The organism is Coriobacteriaceae bacterium (assembly GCA_025992855.1).
GTDB lineage: Bacteria > Actinomycetota > Coriobacteriia > Coriobacteriales > Coriobacteriaceae > Collinsella.
Genome location: DAJPGB010000001.1, coordinates 1,981,214 through 2,002,601, shown reverse-complemented (window position 1 = coordinate 2,002,601; position 21,388 = coordinate 1,981,214). Strand labels below are relative to the sequence as shown.

General features: G+C 60.7%; 17 protein-coding genes and 2 tRNA genes. 17 read left to right on the top strand and 2 right to left on the bottom strand.

All coding sequences use genetic code 11. The features are described from left to right. Positions 1–6 precede the first annotated feature (6 nt). The 6 genes from OIL88_08480 (at position 7) to OIL88_08455 (ending at position 5,688) form a co-directional block, all read left to right on the top strand. Entirely contained in the window at positions 7–588 is a 582-nt protein-coding gene (locus OIL88_08480; protein HJI72393.1) for a VanZ family protein, read from the top strand. A gap of 204 nt (positions 589–792) precedes the next feature. Continuing rightward, positions 793–1,644 carry a MurR/RpiR family transcriptional regulator gene (locus OIL88_08475; protein ID HJI72392.1) on the top strand — a complete coding sequence of 284 codons (852 nt, stop codon included), beginning with the start codon at positions 793–795 and terminating at the stop codon, positions 1,642–1,644. Positions 1,645–1,654: 10 nt separating this feature from the next. Next, positions 1,655–2,578, top strand: a complete 924-nt coding sequence (gene murQ / locus OIL88_08470) for an N-acetylmuramic acid 6-phosphate etherase (protein ID HJI72391.1) — start codon at positions 1,655–1,657, stop codon at positions 2,576–2,578. 57 nt (positions 2,579–2,635) lie between these two features. Next, positions 2,636–4,066, top strand: coding sequence for a PTS transporter subunit EIIC (locus OIL88_08465; protein HJI72390.1), 1,431 nt, complete (start codon positions 2,636–2,638; stop codon positions 4,064–4,066). Positions 4,067–4,183: 117 nt separating this feature from the next. Beyond that, positions 4,184–5,236, top strand: coding sequence for a MupG family TIM beta-alpha barrel fold protein (locus OIL88_08460; GenBank protein HJI72389.1), 1,053 nt, complete (start codon positions 4,184–4,186; stop codon positions 5,234–5,236). 92 nt (positions 5,237–5,328) lie between these two features. Further along, positions 5,329–5,688, top strand: coding sequence for an arsenate reductase family protein (locus tag OIL88_08455; protein ID HJI72388.1), 360 nt, complete (start codon positions 5,329–5,331; stop codon positions 5,686–5,688). Positions 5,689–5,760: 72 nt separating this feature from the next. On the opposite strand, the gene OIL88_08450 is transcribed toward OIL88_08455, so the two are convergent. Next, positions 5,761–6,171, bottom strand: coding sequence for a hypothetical protein (locus tag OIL88_08450; GenBank protein ID HJI72387.1), 411 nt, complete (start codon positions 6,169–6,171; stop codon positions 5,761–5,763). Between the two features lie 266 nt (positions 6,172–6,437). Between OIL88_08450 and OIL88_08445 the strand changes: the two genes are divergently transcribed. The 6 genes from OIL88_08445 to OIL88_08420 all read left to right on the top strand — a co-directional run bounded on the left by OIL88_08445 (position 6,438) and on the right by OIL88_08420 (position 9,022). Then, positions 6,438–6,511 (top strand) — tRNA-Gln (locus OIL88_08445). A 17-nt stretch (positions 6,512–6,528) separates the two neighbouring features. Next, a tRNA-Glu gene (locus OIL88_08440) sits at positions 6,529–6,605 on the top strand. Between the two features lie 97 nt (positions 6,606–6,702). After that, a complete protein-coding gene (locus tag OIL88_08435; GenBank protein ID HJI72386.1) occupies positions 6,703–7,620 on the top strand; it encodes a hypothetical protein in 918 nt (305 codons plus the stop codon). Then, a complete protein-coding gene (smpB, locus tag OIL88_08430; protein HJI72385.1) occupies positions 7,610–8,080 on the top strand; it encodes an SsrA-binding protein SmpB in 471 nt (156 codons plus the stop codon). The genes OIL88_08435 and smpB overlap by 11 nt, the downstream gene beginning before the upstream one ends. 206 nt (positions 8,081–8,286) lie before the next feature. After that, positions 8,287–8,790: a flavin reductase family protein gene (locus OIL88_08425; protein HJI72384.1), complete on the top strand. Its 504-nt coding sequence runs from the start codon at positions 8,287–8,289 to the stop codon at positions 8,788–8,790. 88 nt (positions 8,791–8,878) lie between these two features. Further along, on the top strand, positions 8,879–9,022 hold the full coding sequence (locus tag OIL88_08420) for a rubredoxin (GenBank protein HJI72383.1): 144 nt from the start codon (positions 8,879–8,881) through the stop codon (positions 9,020–9,022). A 152-nt stretch (positions 9,023–9,174) separates the two neighbouring features. Here the strand turns inward: OIL88_08420 and OIL88_08415 are convergent, their stop codons facing one another. After that, positions 9,175–10,431, bottom strand: coding sequence for an Nramp family divalent metal transporter (locus OIL88_08415; protein ID HJI72382.1), 1,257 nt, complete (start codon positions 10,429–10,431; stop codon positions 9,175–9,177). A gap of 521 nt (positions 10,432–10,952) precedes the next feature. Between OIL88_08415 and gltB the strand changes: the two genes are divergently transcribed. The 5 genes from gltB to OIL88_08390 all read left to right on the top strand — a co-directional run bounded on the left by gltB (position 10,953) and on the right by OIL88_08390 (position 21,298). Continuing rightward, on the top strand, positions 10,953–15,650 hold the full coding sequence (gene gltB, locus OIL88_08410) for a glutamate synthase large subunit (protein ID HJI72381.1): 4,698 nt from the start codon (positions 10,953–10,955) through the stop codon (positions 15,648–15,650). A 5-nt stretch (positions 15,651–15,655) separates the two neighbouring features. Next, positions 15,656–17,137, top strand: a complete 1,482-nt coding sequence (locus OIL88_08405; GenBank protein ID HJI72380.1) for a glutamate synthase subunit beta — start codon at positions 15,656–15,658, stop codon at positions 17,135–17,137. A gap of 352 nt (positions 17,138–17,489) precedes the next feature. Further along, entirely contained in the window at positions 17,490–18,197 is a 708-nt protein-coding gene (locus OIL88_08400; GenBank protein HJI72379.1) for a hypothetical protein, read from the top strand. Between the two features lie 357 nt (positions 18,198–18,554). Continuing rightward, positions 18,555–19,631, top strand: a complete 1,077-nt coding sequence (locus OIL88_08395; GenBank protein ID HJI72378.1) for a hypothetical protein — start codon at positions 18,555–18,557, stop codon at positions 19,629–19,631. Between the two features lie 296 nt (positions 19,632–19,927). Then, a complete protein-coding gene (locus tag OIL88_08390) occupies positions 19,928–21,298 on the top strand; it encodes an amidohydrolase family protein (protein HJI72377.1) in 1,371 nt (456 codons plus the stop codon). Positions 21,299–21,388: the final 90 nt, after the last annotated feature.

Below are 21,388 nucleotides of genomic sequence, written 5' to 3'. Positions count from 1 at the left end.
TGGCCTTTGGCACGCGTAAAACAAATAATCGGATGGACCGCGATCGCTCTGTTCGTCGCAACGCTGGCGGGCATCTGGGTGCTGACGGAGCAAAACGCGGTGCAGACGTCGTTGCTGAGCGAGTCCACCGCGCGTGTGGTGGAGGGTCAGGCTACGGGCGTACAGGCTGCCGATGCCACGGGTGAAGCTCAGACCGAGAACGGGATGACCGGGGGCACCGATTCGGCTGCTTCGAATGTCCGGTCTGGCCGACTTGCTTCCATTCGCATGTGGGTGGGCGCGAACGTCCGTCGCGTTGCCCATACCGTAGAGTTTTTCTTCGTCGGATTGTTCGCCTCGGTGGTCGTGGTTTGCTTTTCCAGGCGTCCGTGGAGCGTATGCTCCCGTTGCGTGCCCGTGTTGCTCTTTTGCGCCGTCTGCTCCGTTGGCGATCAGGTACATAAGATCTTTGTTCCCGGCAGGCATTTCGACGTTATCGATTTAGGATTCGATGCTGCGGGCTATGTTACCGCGATGCTGTTGGTATTGCTGGCAGCGGCGTTGGTGCGCTATGCGACTCGGCCGATCGGCGCCCATGCGAGGCGCTAGCCGGTAACAAACCCGTTTCTGATCATGCGACCTTGTTGAATTATTTTGTGTCGCGCGTATTTCCGAGCGGTCGGATTTGAGGGGCGAGCGGTAGAACGCTCGCCCTTTGTGCGCCACGATGCGGCACAATGTACCGTAAAAGCTGTTTGTATCCGGTACGAATCATTCGTTGGTCTTTAATTCTTCTCAACGGAGGTGTTTGAGATGGCAAACGGATTGCTTTTGCGGCTTCGCGAGCGTGAGCTCAGCGCGAGCCCGGCGGAACGCAATGTCATCGCATATGTAAGCGCTCATCCGCACGAGGTGGTCGGGCTGTCCGTCCGCGGTCTTGCCGATGCCACGTTCTCCTCGCCCTCGAGCATTTTGCGCTTTTGCAAGCGCTTGGGTTTTGCGGGCTACAAGGAGTTCCAGCGCGAACTGATTGCCGAGCTGGCGCTCTTGGGTGACAAGAAAGACGTTGCCCTCGAGGACATCTCCATGGATGACAGCGTCGAACGTATCGTGGGGAAGGTGATGAAAAGCAACGTGCGCACGATCGAAGCGACGGCGCGAACGCTCGATTACACCGTCTTGGAGCGATGTGCGGCCTATCTTAAGCGGGCACGCGCGGTCAATCTGTTCGGTATCGGTGCCTCTCGTTTGGTCGCGCACGATCTGGCGCAAAAGCTCATGCGTGTCGACAAAGAGTGCCATCTGTACGACGACTGGCATGATCAGCTCTTGTGTGCCAAGAACATGCATGAGGGCGATATGGCAATCGCCTTTAGCTACTCGGGCTTGACGCAAGAGGTGCTGGACTGCGCCGCCGAGGCCCAACGTCACAACTGTCCCGTTGTGGCCGTGACCAAAGTAGATGGATCATCCAAGCTTGCCACCATGGCCGATGCCGTGCTCGGCGTCGCTGCGAGTGAGCCCTTGGTCCGCAGCGGTGCCATGGCTTCGCGTATGGCCCAGCTTATGGTTGTCGATGCCCTGTACGCTGCTTACGTTGCCAGCGACTACGAACGGGCGACGCATGCCATTAAGCAAAACTACATCGAGAAACAGGAAAGATGAGGTGAATGAAATGCTCGATTTAACAAAATTCACGACCGAACAGCGTAATCAAAGGTCTATGGACCTCGATACGATGACATCGCTGCAAATCGTCACGACGATGAATGATGAGGATCTTCGTGCCGTCCAGTCGGTCACAAAAGTGCTGCCCCAGGTTGCCACAGCAATCGACTGGGCTGCTGAGGCACTCGAGCGCGGCGGGCGCGTCTTTTACATGGGCGCAGGCACCAGCGGTCGTCTGGGCGTACTCGACGCTTCGGAGTGTCCGCCCACGTTTGGCGTGTCACCCGATCTGATTGTCGGGCTCATTGCCGGAGGCGAGACGGCGTTTATCAAGGCTGTCGAAGGTGCCGAAGACAGCGAGGAACTTGGCGCGAGCGACCTGCGGGAGCGTGGACTCTCGGACAAGGATCTTGTCGTTGGCCTGGCGGCAAGCGGCCGTACTCCCTATGTGGTGGGCGGCCTTGTGTACGCCAAGGCAACTGGGTGCAAGACCATTGCAATTGCCTGCAACCAAGGGTCAAAGATCGGGGAGAGCGCAGATCTTGCCATTGAACCCGTGCCCGGTCCCGAGGTGCTGACCGGCTCAACGAGGCTCAAAGCGGGAACGGTTCAAAAGCTCATTCTCAACATGATTTCGACCGGTGCCATGGTCAAGATCGGCAAGGTATACCAAAACCTGATGGTCGATGTGCAGCAGACGAACGAGAAGTTGGTGGTGCGCGGCCAGAACATCGTGATGGAGGCGACCGGCTGCACGCGCGAGTGCGCTATTCAGGCGCTTGCAGATGCCGGCGGCCACGTAAAAACCGCTATTGTCTCGGTACTGCTGGACTGCGATGCCGAGCAGGCTGCGGTAGCTCTTGAGCGAGCGCGAGGCCGTGTCCGTGCTGCGGTGAGTGGCCATGAGAAGAGCGATGCCGATGCCCAATAGGTGCGCGGCGTGAGCTGATATGACATCCAGACGAGATACCCAATACAAGGAGGAGTTATGACGAACAAAGAGCTGGCTCAAAAGCTGCTGGACCTTTTGGGCGGTAAAGACAACGTGCTGGCAAACGCGGCGTGCATGACGCGCCTGCGCGTGACCGTCAAAGACACGGGCAACGTCGACACGGAGGGTATTAAGGCACTCGACGGCGTGATGGGCCTGGTCGAGGACGACACGATGCAGATCGTGCTGGGGCCGGGCAAGGTGAATAAGGTGCTCGAGGAGTTCTCCAAGCTCACCGGCCTTGCGAAAGGCGTTGCCGACGAGAGCGTGGTCGACGCTGCGGCCACAAACAAGGCCGCGCAGAAGGCCAAGTACGAGTCCAAGCCGGTTCAGGCCTTCCTCAAGAAGATTTCCAATGTCTTCGTCGCCCTGCTTCCCGGCATCATTGCGGCTGGCCTCATTAACGGTATCTGCAACGTCATTAACGTCTCGACGGCAGGCGCGCTTGCAGGCGAGTGGTGGTACCAGGGCATTCGTTCCATGGGCTGGGCCCTGTTTGCCTATCTGCCCATCTTGGTGGGCTATAACGCGGCACGTGAGTTTGGTGGCTCCGCTGCGCTGGGCGGCATCGCCGGCATGATGTGTATCGCCAACAGTGCCATGCCCCTGCTTGCGCCTGGCGCGGCCGATCCTGCCACTGCCATTCTGCTGCCGCTCACCAATGCGCAGTACAACCCCGCAGCGGGCGGCATGATCGCGGCTCTTATCGCTGGCGCATTTTTTGCCTGGATGGAGCGTCAGATTCGCAAGGTTATGCCCAACGCGCTCGACACGTTCTTGTCCCCGCTGCTGGTGCTCATCATCGGCGCCTTTGCTCTGATGCTCGTCATCCAGCCGGTTGGCGCATGGCTGACGACTGCCATCTTTAGCGTTTTGACCTTTATCTTCGAGAAGCTGGGCGTCCTGGGCGGCTATATCCTGTCGGCAGGCTTCTTGCCGCTGGTTTCCGTCGGCCTGCATCAGGCGCTCACGCCGATCCACGCTATGCTCAACGATCCCGAAGGCGCTACCAAGGGCATCAATTACCTGCTCCCCATCCTTATGATGGCTGGCGGCGGTCAGGTCGGTGCCGGTCTGGCGCTGTACTTTAAGACCAAGAACGCCAAGCTCAAGAAGTACGTCGCAGAGTCCATTCCCGTTGGAATCCTCGGTGTGGGCGAGCCTCTGATGTATGCCGTTACGCTGCCGCTCGTTCGTCCGTTTGTGACGGCCTGCCTGGGTGCCGGATTTGGCGGCGCGCTTGCGGCGCTGCTTCACATCGGCACGGTTTCTCAGGGCGTTTCCGGTCTGTTTGGCCTGCTGATCGTCGTTCCTGGCCAGCAGCTCGGCTACGTTGCCGCTATGCTGCTTGCCTATGCCGCCGGCTTTGTCCTGACGTGGTTCTTTGGCGTCGACGAGCAGAAGATCAATGAGTTCTTTGGCGAGTAGTTTGATATCGCGAGCCGTGTTGCTCGGGGTTCGCGGCGCGCGGCAGATTTCTTGATGCTATGGTTGTGCCGGCGGGGCTAACTGCTCCGCCGGCCTTTTTTAAAGGAGCGTTGTAGCGTGAAAACGGGTATTTCGATTTATCTTTCCAGCCCTTTGCAGGATATTGAGCGGACGATTGAGCGTGGTGCCGCGGCGGGTGCGCGCTATGCGTTTACCTCACTGCATATTCCCGAGGATGGGGGAGCGGCGTATGCCGATAAGGTCCGTCATGTGCTGTCGCTGCTTTCCGCCCGCGGCATTGCGCTCATTGCCGATGTGGGGCCTCGCACGTGCGATTTGCTCGGGCTTGAGCGCATCGAGGACCTGCGCGATCTGGGGTTGGAATACCTTCGTTTGGACTATGGCTTTAGCGCCCAGCGGGTCGCGGAGCTGTCCGGTGTATTTCGCATAGTGGTCAATGCATCGACGGTGAGTTCTGATGAAATCGCATCGTGGCGTGAGGCCGGTGCCGATGTGACTCGTTTTGCCGCCTGCCACAATTTTTACCCCAAGCCTTATACCGGTTTAGCTCTGGAGGACATTGCTCGAGTGAATCTTCGTCTTGCGGCGCTTGGATTCGAAATCATGGCTTTTGTGCCGGGCGATGCCAACGTTCGCGGGCCGGTATTCGAGGGACTGCCGACGGTCGAGGCGCAGCGCGGTCGCGCGTCAAAGGTTGCCCTCAATATGCTTGAGCTTGCACATGGCGCCGATTGCGACATTGTGTTGGTCGGCGACCCCGATCTTTCCGATGCGGGCTGGGCGCAGTTTGCTCAAGTTTCCGCCGGATACGTGGACCTGCAATGCGAGCTTGAGCCCGGTTATGCCTATGTGCGCGGGCAGATTCATCACGACCGGCCCGACTCGAGTGTCCTCATCTTTAGGTCTCAGGAGTCACGTACGAAGCTTAAGCCGGATTCCGTGCCGACGGATGCCGGAGCCGGCCTGCCGCGAAAGACGGGGTCGATCGCTGTGAGCAATAGCGGCTATGGGCGCTACGAAGGCGAGCTTGAGATTGCGCGGGTCGATCTTCCCGGTGACGAGCGCATGAACGTTGCGGGTCATATCACGCCCGAGGCAATGGAGCTGCTGCCGTTCGTCAAACGCGGATTCGGGGTACGGTTCGTTTAGCGTGTGACCCGTGGGCTACAATTGGCCCATCATGCGAAGGCGCCTCGTGTGGCGTGTGCCTGCGTTGGCCGATCTATATTCGGAGGATTCCCATGACCGTACTGTTTGTTGAATATCCCAAGTGCTCGACCTGTAAGAAGGCCAAGGCATGGCTGGACGAACACGGGGTAGAGTATATCGACCGCGATATCGTTTTGGACAATCCCACGGCTGATGAGCTTGCGACCTGGATTGCTCGTTCGGGGCTGCCGGTGCGGCGCTTCTTTAATTCGTCGGGCATGAAATATCGAGAGCTGGGCCTGAAGGCGCGTCTAGATGCGGGCATGACGGATCGGGAGTGCTACGAGCTGCTGGCGACCGACGGCATGCTGGTTAAGCGTCCGCTGTTGGTGGGCGACGACTTTGCGATTCCCGGCTTTAGGGAATCGGCTTGGGTCGAGGCGTTGCTGTAGCGGCTGCGGAAAGTGCGACCCGTTTTGAGTGCTCAGGGTGGGACGTGTTTTCCATCGGCGGGCTCGCTCGGCTCAATCCTCGAGCTGTGCCCATTCGTGCGGATCGTAGACCTTTACGTGCTTGTTGGGCTTGCCGCTCCAGTACTCCTCGTCCATAAAGGGCAGATATGCCTGAACGCCGGGGCAGATAAAGGGGATCCGCTGCTGTTGCAGTCGCTCGCGTTGGCGCTGCTCCAGGTGTGCCTCGGATATGACGGTCGGCATACCGGACAGCTCGACGAGGCTTGCCTGGATTCGCTTAAGGTCGGGGAGTCCCGCGTGCCATGACATCCGCATGATCAAAAAGGATGCACGGCGGTATTTTGCCTGCATCACCGTGATGGCGGGGCGCAGAGTGGGATGGATTTTGTCCCGTTCGGGCCAAAGGTCAGCAGTGATCTCGAGGCCCAGGGTCTCCCATAGGTAATCAAGCTCTTCGTCCATGGCGCCTCGATATCTACGTGATCATTGATACTTCGATTGTGTTGCCTGGTGCTATCGTTTTCGCGGTAGAATCTGCCAACGGTTGACGGCTACCGCTCGCGGCGTTTTGCCCTTCGTGTGCAGCGGTCGACTTCACAGGTCCTTCACGTGTTGGCCGTATTTGACTGAATTTCAAAAAAGTCAAAATTAGGGCTTGCGTCACGGCGGGACTTCCCGTATATTTCTTTCTTGCGCAAAGGCACAGCCGAGCGCAGCGATGCAGTCATTGGGATGTCGTCTAATGGCAGGACAGCGGATTCTGGTTCCGTCAATGGGGGTTCGACTCCCTCCATCCCAGCCATTGCATTTGCTACATATGGCCCGTTCGTCTAGCGGTTTAGGACGCCGCCCTCTCAAGGCGGAGATCACCAGTTCGAATCTGGTACGGGCTACCAAAATTGAACGCCCGGGCCTCGTAAGAGACCCGGGTTTTGTGTATTGACCGATATTTAAGGCGCGCGTTGAGTCTGCCGCCCGGACCGAGGAGTTGTCATGGACCTGCCTATCAGCTTGGAAGACATCACGTATGCCGAGAACTATCTGGCGCAGGGCGACCTGGCTACGGCGACGCCGCTGCTGGAGCGCTTGGTGGAGCTCGCCGAGGAGTATATCGATGCTGAGTGCAAGACGGAGGAGAAGCGCCAGTACTTTAGCTTCGACAGCAAGTTTGAGCGCCTGGCCTATCGCCGCGTGGAGAAGGATCCGCGCGAGCTGGTGCAGGTCGAGGTTCCCTTTGACCGCCTGTACTCCGACATGGCGTTTGCCTACATTCGCCAGCAGGATTATGTGAGTGCTCGGAATGCCCTGATGCAGGCCGTGCGTTGGGATCCCATGAACTGCAACTATCGCTTGGACTTGGCCGAGCTGTTCCGCGCGCTCGAGGACAAGCAGGAGTGGGCATCGCTCTCGTTCTCGGTGCTGGAGCGCGCGAGCGACGGTAAGTGCGCCGCACGCGCCTACACCAATTTGGGTCAGTACTTCTTGGAGCCCGAGACCGAGAACATTTCGGCTGCCGTGGGCTGCGCGCGTCTGGCGCTGCGCCTGGCGCCCAATGATGCGCATACGACGCGCCTGCTCAACAAGATCCATACCACCTATCCGGATGCCGCGGACGAGAGTGACGACCATGCGATGGGTGAGCTCGCCCTGCAGGGCGTGCCGACCTCGCCTTCGGCCGAGATCGCCATCTGCCTGATCATGTGCGCGACCGATGCTGCAAGCGACGGCGACAAGCAGGAGGCGACGCGCCTGACGGTGCGTGCTCGCGACTTGGTAGGCGAGGAGGCCTGCGCGGCGATTATCAAACTGGTGCGCGAGAGCGACGCCGAGCTCAATGCTGAGCGCAAGGCAAAGCGCGACGCCGCGGGCTCAAACGCCGATGGCGCCAAGGAGGTCGGCGATGCCCAGTAAGCGCGAGCGCAAGCTCATTTCCAAGAATCGCTTGGCACATCACGAGTACTTTATCGATGAGACGTTTGAGTGCGGTATTGAGCTGAGCGGCACCGAGGTCAAGTCGATTCGCGAGCGCGCCTGCCAGATCACCGATACCTTTGCATTGATTCGTGGTGGTGAGTGCTGGCTCGTCGGCCTGCATATCCACCCTTATAGCCATGGTGGCGTGTGGAATCGCGATCCCGACCGTCGGCGCCGTCTGCTGCTGCACCGCAAGGAGATTGACTTTCTTGACGGCAAACTTCGCAACCGTGGTTATGCGCTGGTTCCGTTGGAGCTCTACTTTAATACCGACGGTCGCGTAAAACTGCTGCTGGGCCTGGGTCGCGGCAAGAAGCTCTACGACAAGCGCGAGGACATGGCCAAGCGTGATGTCCAACGCGAGATCGACCGCGCCCTCAAGGAACGCAACCGCTGACCGTCCTTCATAAGTTGCGGTGGAATACGGACTGTTTTGCCTGTTTGAGGGGCTATTCAGTCCCTATTTCACCGCAACTGCGGGCGTCTCATCTTTCTTACTGTTCTGACACATATGTCTCAAAGGCGGCGTCCGTTATGGGTGCCGCCTTTTTTGTGGGTACATACATTCATGAGGTTCCAACCCGAGCTAGGGGAGTGGTCGTTATGGACAAAACTGCGTTCTTTACGATGCCGAGTGGCCTGTATGTGGTGAGTGCCGCGGCCGACGGGCTGCGTGCCGGCTGCGTTATCAACACAGCGGTGCAGGTGACGTCCATGCCGCCGCGTATTTCGGTTGCCGTGAACAAGGACAATGTCACCTCGGGCGTCATCGCATCGGCCAAAGCGTTCGCGCTGACCGTGATCGATCAGACCGCCGACATGCTCTACATCGGTAACTTTGGGTTCCGCACCAGCAGCGATTATGACAAGTTTGCCAAGTACGAGACCCGCGAGACGGCTCTGGGCATGCCCTATGTGCCCGAGCACGCGGCGGCCCTGTTTAGCTGCCGTTTGATCGACACTGTGGATGTGGGCACGCATCTGCTGTTTATTGGCGAAGTCGAGGATGCCGAGCGCCTGAGCGACGAGACGCCGCTAACGTACGACTACTATCACAAGGTGCTAAAGGGCAAGACGCCGCCCAAAGCCTCGTCGTATCAAGGCTAGAAATGTTCTAAAAATACTTGCATTATATTATTGAGAATATATACTAATAAGTAAGTACACCAGCAGTCACGTTCGAGAGGAGAACATCATGGCTGAGGAGAAGAAGACGTATAAGTTCGTGTGCACCGTTTGCGGTTACGAGGTTGAGGTCGACACGCCCGAGCTGCCCGAGGATTACGTGTGTCCGGTGTGCGGCGTCGGCCCCGATGAGTTTGAGCTTGTCGAGGAGTAGCTCGTAGACACACGACTTGCAGCAACACATAGCTCTGTCCAAGGGTCCCGGTCGAATTATCGGCCGGGATCCTTTTGATTAATCTGACGGTTTAAAACGGCCTTACGTGTTACAGATTGAGACGTTATATCTGGACAGCTACGCCATCCCAATTACATCCCCGTTAGCAGCACGATGTCGAGAATCGTCACGATGACGCCGATCCCTACGAGCAGCGCGTTGAGCGGGCGCGAGTTGGCGTATTTGCCCATAACGCGGGCTGAGCTGGTGAGCCGTATGAGCACAAAGACCGTAATCGGCAGTTGAAGCGACAGCAGTGCCTGACTCCAGATGAGACCTTCAAAAGGATTTGGGATGACCAGACACGCCGCCACTGCGCCGGCGAAACAGGCCGCTACCCCGATCGAGGAATGTCGGTCGTGGATGTCGTATTCCTCGTCGAACATGCCCGCGGTGATGGTTCCCGCCGCCATGCCCGCTGTCACGCTGCTCGATAGTCCCGCGAACAGCAGCGCTACCGCAAAGATGGTCGAGCTCGCCGGGCCCAAGATGGGGGAGAGCGTGGCCGCTGCGACGGCGAGGTCGTCTACGACAATGCTGTGCGCAAAGAAGGTCGTTGCGGCCAGGATGACCATGGCCGAGTTGATTGCCCAGCCCACGCCCATCGAAAAGAGCGTGTCGAAGAGCTCGTAGCGCAGACGTTCCTCGATAACTTGCTCGCCTTGGCCTTCGAAGTGCATGGATTGGATGACCTCGGAGTGTAGAAAGAGGTTGTGGGGCATAACGACCGCACCCAGGACACTCACGATAATCGCGGCAGAGCCAGTGGGCATACTGGGCGTGATCCAGCTTGCGGCGGCTTGCGGCCAGTCGACCTTGACTAGCGTAAGCTCAGCCAAAAACGAGAGTCCTACCACGCCGACGAAGGCGATGATCCAGCGTTCGGCACGCTTGTAGGAGCTCGTCATGAGCATCGCCATCGATGCCGCCGCGACGATGACGCAGCCGGCGCGTACGGGCAGGCCAAAGAGCATTTGAAGCGCGATCGCACCGCCCAGGACTTCGGCCATGGCGGTGGCGATGGTCGCGAGATAGGCGCTGGCGAGTACCGCGCGTCCCACGATGCGGGGGAGGTAGCGTGTCGTGGCCTCGGCAAGACAGGTGCCCGTGGCGATGCCCAAGTGCGCCGCGTTGTGCTGCAGCACGATGAGCATGATCGTGGACAGCGTGACGATCCACAGCAGCGCGTAGCCAAACTGCGAGCCCGCGGCCATATTGGAGGCCCAGTTGCCCGGGTCGATAAAGCCGACGGTGACGAGCAACCCGGGGCCGATATGCCGCGCAATGTCTAGGCCTCCGTGACCACCGGTGCGCCGGGAACCAAAGTGTTGTTTGAGATGGTTGAGCATGGTGCACTCCTGCGTGCCGTTTGTTTGACGCCGTAAAGGGTACCCGTTTTAGGCTTAAAGGTTAACCGAGACTAACAAAATTGTTGTATTTGAATAGGATGGGGAAAGGAGTTGCCGAAATGTCTTGATCTGTAACAACTAGGGATGGAAATTGGACCCAGGTGTTACAGATCGAGACAGGAAGAAATGGTCCTATGGAAAATCTCGATCTGTAACAGTTGGCTGCAAAAACCGGCCCTTCGTGTTACAGATTGAGACAAACCAAAACCGTCCTGCAGAAAATCTCAATCTGTAACATCTAGGCGCCAAAATTGGGTCTTCCTGTTACGGATTGAGATGTTTGAAGCGGTGAGCATACGGGCCGAACTTGGGGCCCTTGTCGTCGTCCTTGAGGTCGGCGGTGTCCACTCGTAAGGCGCGCGTTACGCGATTGTTTCGAAACGGGCGGGAAACACAACGGGCCGGCGATGCTCCTAGTATGCCTAGTCAACTGACTGTCTAACACCTAGGGGAGGATCGCGATGCAGGCAGATTCCGCTCAGCAGCAGGGCCTTTATCGCCCCGAATTCGACCACGATGCATGTGGCATCGGCGCGCTTGCCGATATCAACGGCGAGCGCCATCACCAGATTCTGGACGACGCACTGTCCATTCTGGTCAACTTGGAGCACCGCGGCGGCACCGGACTCGAGAAGAACACCGGCGACGGCGCTGGCATCCTGTTCCAGGTTCCGCATCATTTTTTCCGCAAAGAGGCCCAAAAGTGCGGCCAGATTCTGCCGGCAGAGGGCGACTATGGCGTGGCCATGCTGTTCTTCCCACAGGACGACAAGGGCGTAGAGGATGCCCGTCGCGTGTTTGAGGAGGGCTGCGCCGAGGCCGGCGTGCCGCTGCTCTTTTGGCGCGAGGTGCCGGTCGACCCGCACGACCTGGGCGAGACGGCCCGCGCCTGCATGCCCACCATCCTGCAGGCCTTCCTGGGCCGTCCGGACGACACGCCTGCCGGCGATGCCTTCGAGCGCCGCCTGTACGTGTGTCGCCGCACCATCGAGAAAAAGGCCGACGCCGAGTTCGCCCTGCGCGACAAGATCTTCTACGTGTGCTCCATGAGCTCGCGCACCATCGTGTACAAGGGCATGCTGGTCGCCACGCAGATGCGCCGCTTCTTCATCGACCTCAACGACGCCGCCGTCAAGACGGCCGTGGCGCTCGTTCACTCGCGCTACTCCACCAACACCACGCCCAGCTGGGAGCGCGCGCACCCCAACCGCTTTATCATCCACAACGGCGAGATCAACACCCTCAAGGGCAACGTCAACTGGATTCGCGCCCGCGAACCCAACCTGTATAGCCCCGTGCTGCAGCATGATCTTGAGCGCGTGATGCCCATCATCAACCGCGAGGGTTCCGACTCCGCGATTCTGGACAACGTGCTCGAGTTCCTGGTCATGAACGGTCGCCCGCTTACGCGTGCCGCGTCCATGCTGCTGCCCGAGCCGTGGGACCACAACGACAGCCTGAGCGAGGAGCGCCGCGCCTACGACGCCTACCAGTCCATGCTCATGGAGCCCTGGGACGGCCCGGCCGCCATCGCCTTTACCGACGGCCGTACCCTGGGTGCCGCTCTCGACCGCAACGGCCTGCGCCCGGCTCGCTACTATGTGACGCGCGACGGTCGTTTTATGCTGGCAAGCGAGGTGGGCACCATCGAGGTGAGCCCCGAGAACATCCTGACGAGCGGCTGTCTGGGACCGGGCCAGATGCTCGAGGTCGATTTTGCCCGCGGCCGCGTCATCTACAACGACGAGCTGCGCGCCCGTTACGCCAAGGAAAAGCCCTATCGCGACTGGATCGCCGAGGAGACGCTGACCGTCGACGCGCTCGACAAGCCCGTCGCGCCCACGCCCGCCGAGGATACCGAGGTGCCCGCCGCCGTGCGCATGGCCAAGCTCGGGTATCACTGGGATGATGTTGACGAGGTCGTGCGTCCCATGGCCCAGCAGGGCAAGGCCCCGCTCGCCTCGATGGGCATCGATGCGCCGCTGGCCTGCCTGTCCAAGAAGACGCGTTCGTTCTTCGACTACTTCTATCAGCTGTTCGCCCAGGTCACGAACCCGCCGATCGATGCCCTGCGCGAGCACATGGTGACTTCGACCACGCTCTACCTGGGCAACCACGGCAACCTGCTCGAGGATTCCCGCACGGCCTGCCAGCTGGTGCGCTTGGAGCGTCCGCTGCTGAGCGAGGAGGAGTTCGAGCGTATCTGCGCCATCGACCGCGTGGGCTTTAAGACCCGCCGTTTCCGTGCCGTCTACCGCCGCGACGCCGGCGAGGGCGCGCTGCAGGCTGCGCTCAAGCAGCTTGCAGAGGATATTGAGGCTGCGGTCCGCGACGGCGTGAACATCGTGGTGTTGAGCGATCGCGCCGCTGCGGGTGAGGTGCCCGTGCCGTCGCTGCTCGCCGTGGGCTGCGTGCACAACCACCTGATCCGCGCCGGCGTGCGTACCTTTGCCGACATCGTGGTGGAGTGCGGCGACGCCGTGTCTCCGCACGACTTTGCGGCACTGGTGGGCTACTCCGCGAGCGGCATCTATCCGTACAACGCACATGCGTGCATCCGCGATCTGGCGGCACGCAGCGACCTGGACGTGACGGCCGAGCAGGGCATCGCCAACTACAACAAGGCTGCGACCGCCGGCATCGTTTCCATCATGTCCAAGATGGGCATCTCCACGGTGCAGAGCTACCATTCGGCGCAGATCTTCGAGGCCGTGGGCTTTACGCCGGAGTTCGTCAACGCGTACTTCGCCGGCACGGTGAGCCGTGTGGGCGGTATGGGTGTCGAGGACGTCGAGCGCGAGCAGAATGAGCGCTACGACGCCGCGCTCGCTATCCTTAAGAGCCCGGCTCCCGATCAGCTGCCCACGCTGGGTCTGACCAAGTGGCGCCCGCTCGGCGGCGAGGATCACCTTATCGACCCGCAGACCGTCTACCTGCTGCAGACCGCCTGCCGCGAGGACAGCTACGACACCTTTAAGGAGTACAGCGCCCGCCTGCACCGCACCGGCCGTGCCGTGCGCCTGCGTGACCTGCTGGACTTTAATGCCAACGGTCGCACGCCGGTTTCGCTCGACGAGGTGGAGCCCGCGCTCAACATCGTCCGTCGCTTTAACACCGGCGCCATGTCGTACGGTTCCATCAGCAAAGAGGCACACGAGTGCATGGCCATCGCCATGAACCGCCTGCACGGTCGTTCCAACTCGGGCGAGGGCGGCGAGGATCCGCGTCGCGAGACCCCGCTGGCCAACGGTGACTCCAAGAATTCCGCCATCAAGCAGGTGGCAAGCGCGCGCTTTGGCGTGACGAGCCGCTATCTTTGCAGCGCCTTCGAGATTCAGATCAAGATGGCCCAGGGCGCCAAGCCCGGTGAGGGCGGTCACCTGCCCGGCAAGAAGGTCTACCCCTGGATTGCCGAGGTCCGTCAGTCCACGCCCGGCATCGGCCTGATTTCGCCTCCGCCGCACCACGACATCTACTCCATCGAGGACTTGGCAGAGCTGATCTTCGATCTTAAGAACGCCAACCCCGGCGCGCGCGTGTCGGTCAAGCTGGTCAGCGAGGCCGGCGTCGGCACCATCGCCACCGGCGTGGCCAAGGGCGCTGCCGACAAGATTTTGATCAGCGGCCACAATGGCGGCTCGGGTGCCGCGGCGCGCGATTCGATCTGGCACGCCGGTCTGCCGCTGGAGCTCGGTCTTGCCGAGGCCCAGCAGACGCTGCTGCAAAACGGCCTGCGCTCGCGCGTGGTACTCGAAGCCGACGGCAAGCTCATGGACGGCACCGATGTCGCCGTCGCCTGCCTGCTGGGTGCCGAGGAGTTTGGCTTTGCGACCATGCCGCTCATCTCTATGGGCTGCCTCATGCAGCGCGACTGCCAGCAGGATACCTGCCCGGCCGGCATCGCTACGCAAAACTGCCGCCTGCGTCGCGGCTTCCGCGGCAAGCCAGAGCACGTCGAGCACTTTATGCTCTTTGTTGCCGAGCAGCTGCGCGAGGTCATGGCGAGCCTGGGCTTCCGCACCGTCGACGAGATGATCGGCCATCCCGAGTGCCTGCGCCAGATCGAGGTCCCGGGCAACCGCAAGGCCAACCTGCTCGTTCTGTCGCCCGTGCTGGCAAGCGCGACCTGTGAGTTTGGTGCCCATATCCCGGGCGCCGACGGCCGTCACTTCCTGCCCCAGATGGCTGCGGACAGCGAGCTCGACAAGACGCTCGACTCCACGTTGTTTGTGCCCTATACGGCCGATGCCCGTGCGCACCTGCGCCCGATTCGCTTCCGCGCCGACATCGCCAACGTCAACCGTTGCGTGGGCACCATCTTGGGCAACGCGGTGACCAAGGCGCATCCCGAGGGCCTGCCCGCCGGCTCCATCACCATCGATTGCGATGGTTCGGCCGGTCAGAGCTTTGGCGCTTTCCTGCCGCGCGGCATTACGCTCAACGTGTGCGGCGACGCCAACGACTACTTTGGCAAGGGCCTTTCGGGCGGCGAGGTGTCGGTGCGCCCCAACCCGCATGCGACCTACAAGTTCGACGAGAACATCATCGTGGGCAACGTTGCGTTCTTTGGCGCCACGAGCGGTCGCGGCTTCATTAACGGCCTGGCCGGCCAGCGCTTTGGCGTACGCAACTCCGGTGCCACGGTGGTGGTCGAGGGCTGCGGCAACCATGGCTGCGAGTACATGACGGGAGGTCTGGCGCTCATCTTGGGCGAAGTCGGGCAGAATTTTGCCGCCGGCATGACAGGCGGCGTGGCCTATGTCTTTGATCAGTACGGCACGCTCAGTGCTCGCGTGAACCACGAGAGCGTGGAGCTCAAGGCCCCGACGGCCGGCGAGCTGGCGCAGATTCGCGAGCTCATCCAGGAGCACGTGGACGCGACGCAGAGCCCGCGCGGCATTAAGCTGCTCTACAGCTTCGACTCGATGAGCAAGCACTTTGTGAAGGTCATTCCGACCGAGTACGAGCGCGTGTTGGCGATTGTCGCCGCCGCCGAGGCCATCGGTAAGACGCATGCGCAGGCCGAGGAGCTGGCGTTTGACATTGTGACCGGTCGCGCCGACGCCGCCGATGTCGCTCGCTTTGATGTGGCGGGTGGTGTCGCTGGCGCTGCGCCCACCACCGCCAGCTCTGTTGCTTCGACCAAAAAGGAGGCGTAAGTGCCATGGGTAAGCCCGGTGCTTTTCTTGATATCGATCGCGTGACCCACGAGCTGCGCCCCGTGGAGGAGCGCAGCCGCGATTTCGATCCGCTGTACGTGGAGCTCGACGACGATGCGCGCCGTGCCCAGGCGAGCCGCTGCATGATGTGTGGTGTGGCGTTTTGCCAGATGGGCGCGAGCTTTGGCAAGGCGCGTCCGAGTGGCTGCCCGCTGCACAATCTGATTCCCGAGTGGAACGAGCTAGTGTATCGCGGCCGCTGGGACGAGGCTGCCGAGCGTCTGTCACTCACCTCGCCTATGCCCGAGTTCACGAGCCGCGTGTGCCCGGCGCTGTGCGAGGCCGCGTGTAACCTGGGCTCGGTCGACGGCCAGCCCACGACGATTCACGACAACGAGCGCGCGATCAGCGACCATGAGTGGGCAAATGGCGGTCCGCGCCGCTTTGAGCCGGCAGGGGAGGGCGCGCCCACGGTTGCCGTGGTGGGTTCCGGCCCGGCTGGCCTGGTGGCAGCATGGGAGCTTGCGCGTCGCGGTGCCCGCGTGACGGTGTTTGAGCGTGACGACCGCCCGGGCGGCCTGCTCATGTACGGCATTCCCAACATGAAGCTCGAGAAGTCCGTGGTCGAGCGTCGCGTGGCACTTATGCGCGAGCTGGGTATCGTCTTTGAGCTGGGCGCTGACGTTACGAACCCTGCGGTGGCGGCCAAGCTCGATGGCTTTGACGCCGTCGTGGTGGCTGCCGGCGCCCGCGCCCCGCGTGGGCTTTCTGCTGCGAACATCGATGCGCCCGGCGTGGTGTATGCCGTGGACTACCTGACGGCTTCGACCATCTCGGTGCTCGATGGCGGCGAGCCCGCGGTGAACGCGCGCGGCCTGGACGTTGTGGTCGTTGGCGGCGGCGATACCGGCAACGACTGCGTGGGTACCGCGGTGCGTCAGGGCGCGCGCAGCGTGCGCCAGTTTGAGTTCTTGCCGGCGGCGCCTGATGCGCGCGCGGCGAGCAACCCCTGGCCGCAGTGGCCAAACGTTAAGAAGACCGACTACGGCCAGCAGGAGGCCATCGCTGCCATGGGCGGCGAGATGCGCGCTTGGGGCGTGGATACGCTCGAGGTGCTGCTGGATAAGAAGGGCGCTGCCGCGGGCCTGCGCGTGGTCGATCTGGACTGGTCGGCGGGAAAGCCCGAGCGCATCGCGGGCTCCGAGCACGAGGTGCCGACGCAGCTGGTGCTCATCGCCTGCGGCTTTACGGGTCCGGAGCACGGTGTGTTCGACGCCGTTGGCGTGCCCGTTGCCACTGCTGGTCGTCCGCTGCCTGTGATGGCCGCCGAGGGCTCGCATCTTGCGGCGCGTGTCGACGGCGTCGCCGCGGATGCCGCGCCGGTGTATGTTGCCGGTGATGCCCGCAACGGCAGCTCGCTCGTGGTGAGTGCCATGGCCGATGCCCTGGCCTGCGCTGCCGAAGTCGCCGAGGCGCTGGAGCTGTAAAGTAGTCATTTAAGAACGTCCCCAATGACTAGCCTTTTTTGTCTAGTCGTTGGGGACACTCTTTGCGAGCAATTTGCTCGTTTGTCGATGTGCGGGTGTTCATTTGTCGACTTCTTGGGCTGTGGTCACCTGTTGTTTCTGTGGCGGCTGCGGGCATCTGGCTCAAAAAGGCGGGTTGGCCGTCTATGTTTACCTGCGGTTTTGTTGCGGCGCGCATTTTCGGTCAAGCTTTTCGTCAAGTGTTTGGTCAGCATTTGGTTTGCAGCCGGAGGCCTATTTTGCCCGCGCTGGCCGTGGCTGCCCACCCTCCTCGTAAGCTCAAATTGAGGTCCATCAGTTTGAGGAGGATGCCATGACTGACCACGCTTTAGACCGAGCGCAGCTAGCCGAAGCCGTCGGCAACGATATTGCCGACATGGCCCATTTTTGGATGCTGCGGAAGTTTCAATTCCTGGAGCCGGCGCGCGAACAGTTCGAGGTCATTGTCGACCCGTGGCTCAGCTATTGCACCGAGCCTTCGCAAAACGAAAGCATGGCCTACAACATGGCATTTACCGATTGGCTGCTCTTCGAGCGCCCCTATCGCCATGGCAAAACGCTGCTCGAGCTATATGTTGACGAGCCGCCGGCATCGCTTTCGCCTGCCTCGCTCAAGCGGCTCGAGCAGGTACGCGACACGCAGTATTTCTCGCGCTTTGGCATTTTGGACAAGGATCCTGCGTCCGGCATGGTCGTGCTGAAGGACACGCGCACCGATCATCGCTTTGATGTCTACAACCCGCATATCGTGCAAAAGGAGCATTGGAGCGACGGCGCGATTGCGGTGCGCCTCGCCTGCGTCGACGATGTCTGGCTGGCGGCGGGACAGCTCTATCTGTATGACATCGCGCGCCTGAGTGACACGGCGGTCGATGGACCGGGCGCGGTGCATCCCGAGGACCTGCAGGATGGCTTTGACACCTCGTGCATCAGCTTCTTCTTGCGTCTGGTCCGCGACATCATGGGTGCCCAGGGGCGGTACGTAAAGTCGCTCAACATCTACGAGCAGGAGTGGGAGTAGGGGATGGGTAGTTGTCGCCTGCCCTGCCTTTTGCCTTTTTGTCTCGATCTGTAACGTTTGGGGACAAAAAACCGGTCTACCTGTTACAGAACGAGACGAATGCTTGGGCGCCGCTGGTTTGTCTAAATCTGTAACGTTTGGGGGGCTGGAGAACGTCTAACTGTTACAGAACGAGACGTTTGGCACCTGGTTGGGGGAATGTCTCAATCTGTAACATCTACAGACCCAAATTCGACCTACCTGTTACAGATTGAGACGGAAGGTTGGCGGCTGCCGAAAGATCTTGTTCTGTAACAACTAGAGGCTCAAAGACTGTCTTCCTGTTACAGATCAAGACATTTATCGGCGGAGGCAACGGTGACGATGGTCCATTTGTCCGATGTGGTGGTGATGGAAGTGCCTAATACCGTTCTCAAACACAAACATACGACTCGCAACACGTTGGCGCGGAATAGGATGCTCGCGCGACTCACGGAGGCGACCGAGCAAGGTGCGCTGCTCGCAACGCATGACAATGCCGAGCTCATGTGGCTGCGGCGTCATGTTGGAACCGACGATATCGCGGAACCCGAGCCGTATTTGTTCTGCTTTCAACATGATTGGGGTGTACTGACGCCGGCGGAGCGAACGCTGCGTACCATCAAAGGGCTTGCAGAGTTTCATCCCGATTGGGCGTTTTGGGGCTATGACGCGGCGCTTTTGTGGGGTCTGGAGGTGCCGAATGATCTGCTTGGGTCGCGTTTTCTTGTTAAGACGGGTTGTTCGGTGACGTTGAGCGGCGGGTGCAGGTTGTTGCGTCCGCAGATGGCGGGCGCACTCGAGCATGTTGATGGCGTGCGGGTGACGTCGTTTTGGCGCACGGTGGAGGATTGCCTACTGCGTGCGCCGTTCTCCTACGGGTTGGCGATTGCCGATTCTGCACTGCGGGCGAAAGGCGTATCACGTGGGGATTTGTGCGAGCGCCTCCGCGCCGATTGCGAGGGCAGGCGAGGGTATCGCAGGGCACAGGTGATTGCGTCGTATGCGGACGGGCTGTCTGAAAACGGCGGCGAGTCTCGGTTCCGAGCATTCTTTATTGCGTACGGCTTTCCGGTTCCGGAGCTGCAGGTGGAGTTTCGCGACCCGCTCGATCCGAGCCAGGTGTTTCGCGTCGACTATTTTTGGCGGCTCGAGGACGGGACGTGTGTCATCGGCGAGCTCGACGGAAAGGGGAAGTACACCTTGCAGAGCGGCGAGGGTCGGGAGTCGGTTGACCCATTCGTGGCAGAGCGTCAGCGGGAATCTCATCTGACAATGCTCGGGCATAAGGTGCTTCGGTTTACGTTTAACGAACTCAAAGACCCGGGGAAGCTGGTCGAGAAAATGAGGCTGGCGGGTATTCCTCGGCAGGTTGAATTGGCTGAGGAGTGGAGATGCCAGTGGTATGGGCGCTGAGAGGTTTTGTCTCGATCTGTAACGTTTAGAGGCTGTTTGAGCTCGTAATTGTTACAGATCGAGACAAGCCGGTGAAACGTCGACCGAATGTCTCGATCTGTAACAACAAGGGGCCTAATAACCCTGTACCTGTTACAGATCGAGACATTTCCCTGGTGTCGCTGGGGTGGGACTGCAACGTGTTCCGTCTCCCCACATCCCCTCTTCCTTCCGTTAACCGATGCGTCTGCAGCAATCCAGCGGGACTAGGTGATAATGGACAAATGTTCAAGTTAATCGTGAGGGAGGAGCTCGATATGGCATCTGCCGATCGTTCCACGTTGTTTATCAATGCGACCATTCTGGATGGTTCGGAGCATATGGAGCCGCAGCCCGATATGGCCGTTACTGTTGAGCGCGGCATCATCACCTGGATGGGGCCGAGTGCTGTGGCGCAGGCGCCCGCGGGCGCCGAGGTTATCGACCTGGGTGGTGCGTATCTCATGCCGGGCCTCATCAATATGCACGTGCATCTGTGCGGTTCGGGCAAGCCGGTCTCGGCGGGTGATGCGGGCGCGCTGATGAAGAAGCTCGACAATCCCGTGGGCCGCGCCATCGTTCGCCACATCCTCAAAGGCAGCGCCCAGCAGCAGCTGGCAAGCGGCGTGACCACGGTGCGCGGCGCGGGCGACCCGTTGTTTGCCGACATTGCCGTGCGCGATGCTATCGATGCCGGCAAGTATCAGGGTCCGCGCCTGGTAGCGCCGGGAACGGGCGTCACGGTGCCGGGCGGCCATGGCGCGGGCTTGTTCGCCCAGGTGGCCAACAGCCCCGTTGAGGCAGTCGAGCAGGTGCGAGACCTGTATGCGCGCGGCGCCGACGTCATTAAGCTGTTCGTAACGGGCGGTGTGTTCGATGCGACCGAGGTGGGCGAGCCGGGCGTGCTGCGTATGCCGGTGGAGGTTGCCGCGGCGGCGTGCAAGGCGGCGCACGAGGTGGGCCTGCCGGTTATGGCTCATGTCGAGAGCACCGAGGGCGTGAAGGCCGCGCTTGAGGCCGGGGTCGACACGATCGAGCACGGTGCCCCGATGACGCCCGAGATCCTGGAGCTGTACCGTGGCGCCGCGGGCACGCAGCTCGAGGGACGTGCGCCCAGCGTTATCTGCACGATCAGCCCGGCGCTGCCGTTTGTGTTGCTCGATCCGGGGAAGACCCATTCGACTGACACGCAAAAGAAGAACGGCGACATCGTGTGCTCGGGCATTATCGAGAGTGCTCGTGCGGCGCTGGAAGCTGGCGTTAAGGTGGGCCTTGGCACAGATTCGAGCTGCCCGTTCGTGACACAGTACGACATGTGGCGTGAGGTGGCCTATTTTGCCAAGTATGTCGGCGTGAGCAACGCCTTTGCGCTGCATACGGCTACGCAGGTCAATGCCGAGCTCCTGGGGCTGGGCGGCGAGACCGGTGCGATCGAGTGCGGCAAGGCCGCCGATATCCTGGTGACGCGCAAGAATCCGCTCGATGACCTGTGCGCTCTGCGTGAGCCGATACATGTGATGTGTCGCGGTGATCTGGTACGCAAGCTCAAGGTAAAGCGTATTCCCGAGGTGGACGCCGAGCTCGACGCGATTATGGCCATGCCGGCCGAGGCGCTGGCCGAGGAGCTCGCCCGCGACGGTGTGGCATAGGTGTGACAAAGGTGTAGCTCCGTTGCCGCATGTAAAAAGCCGAGGTCTCAACACGAGGCCTCGGCTTTTTTATCGAACAAATACTTAAGA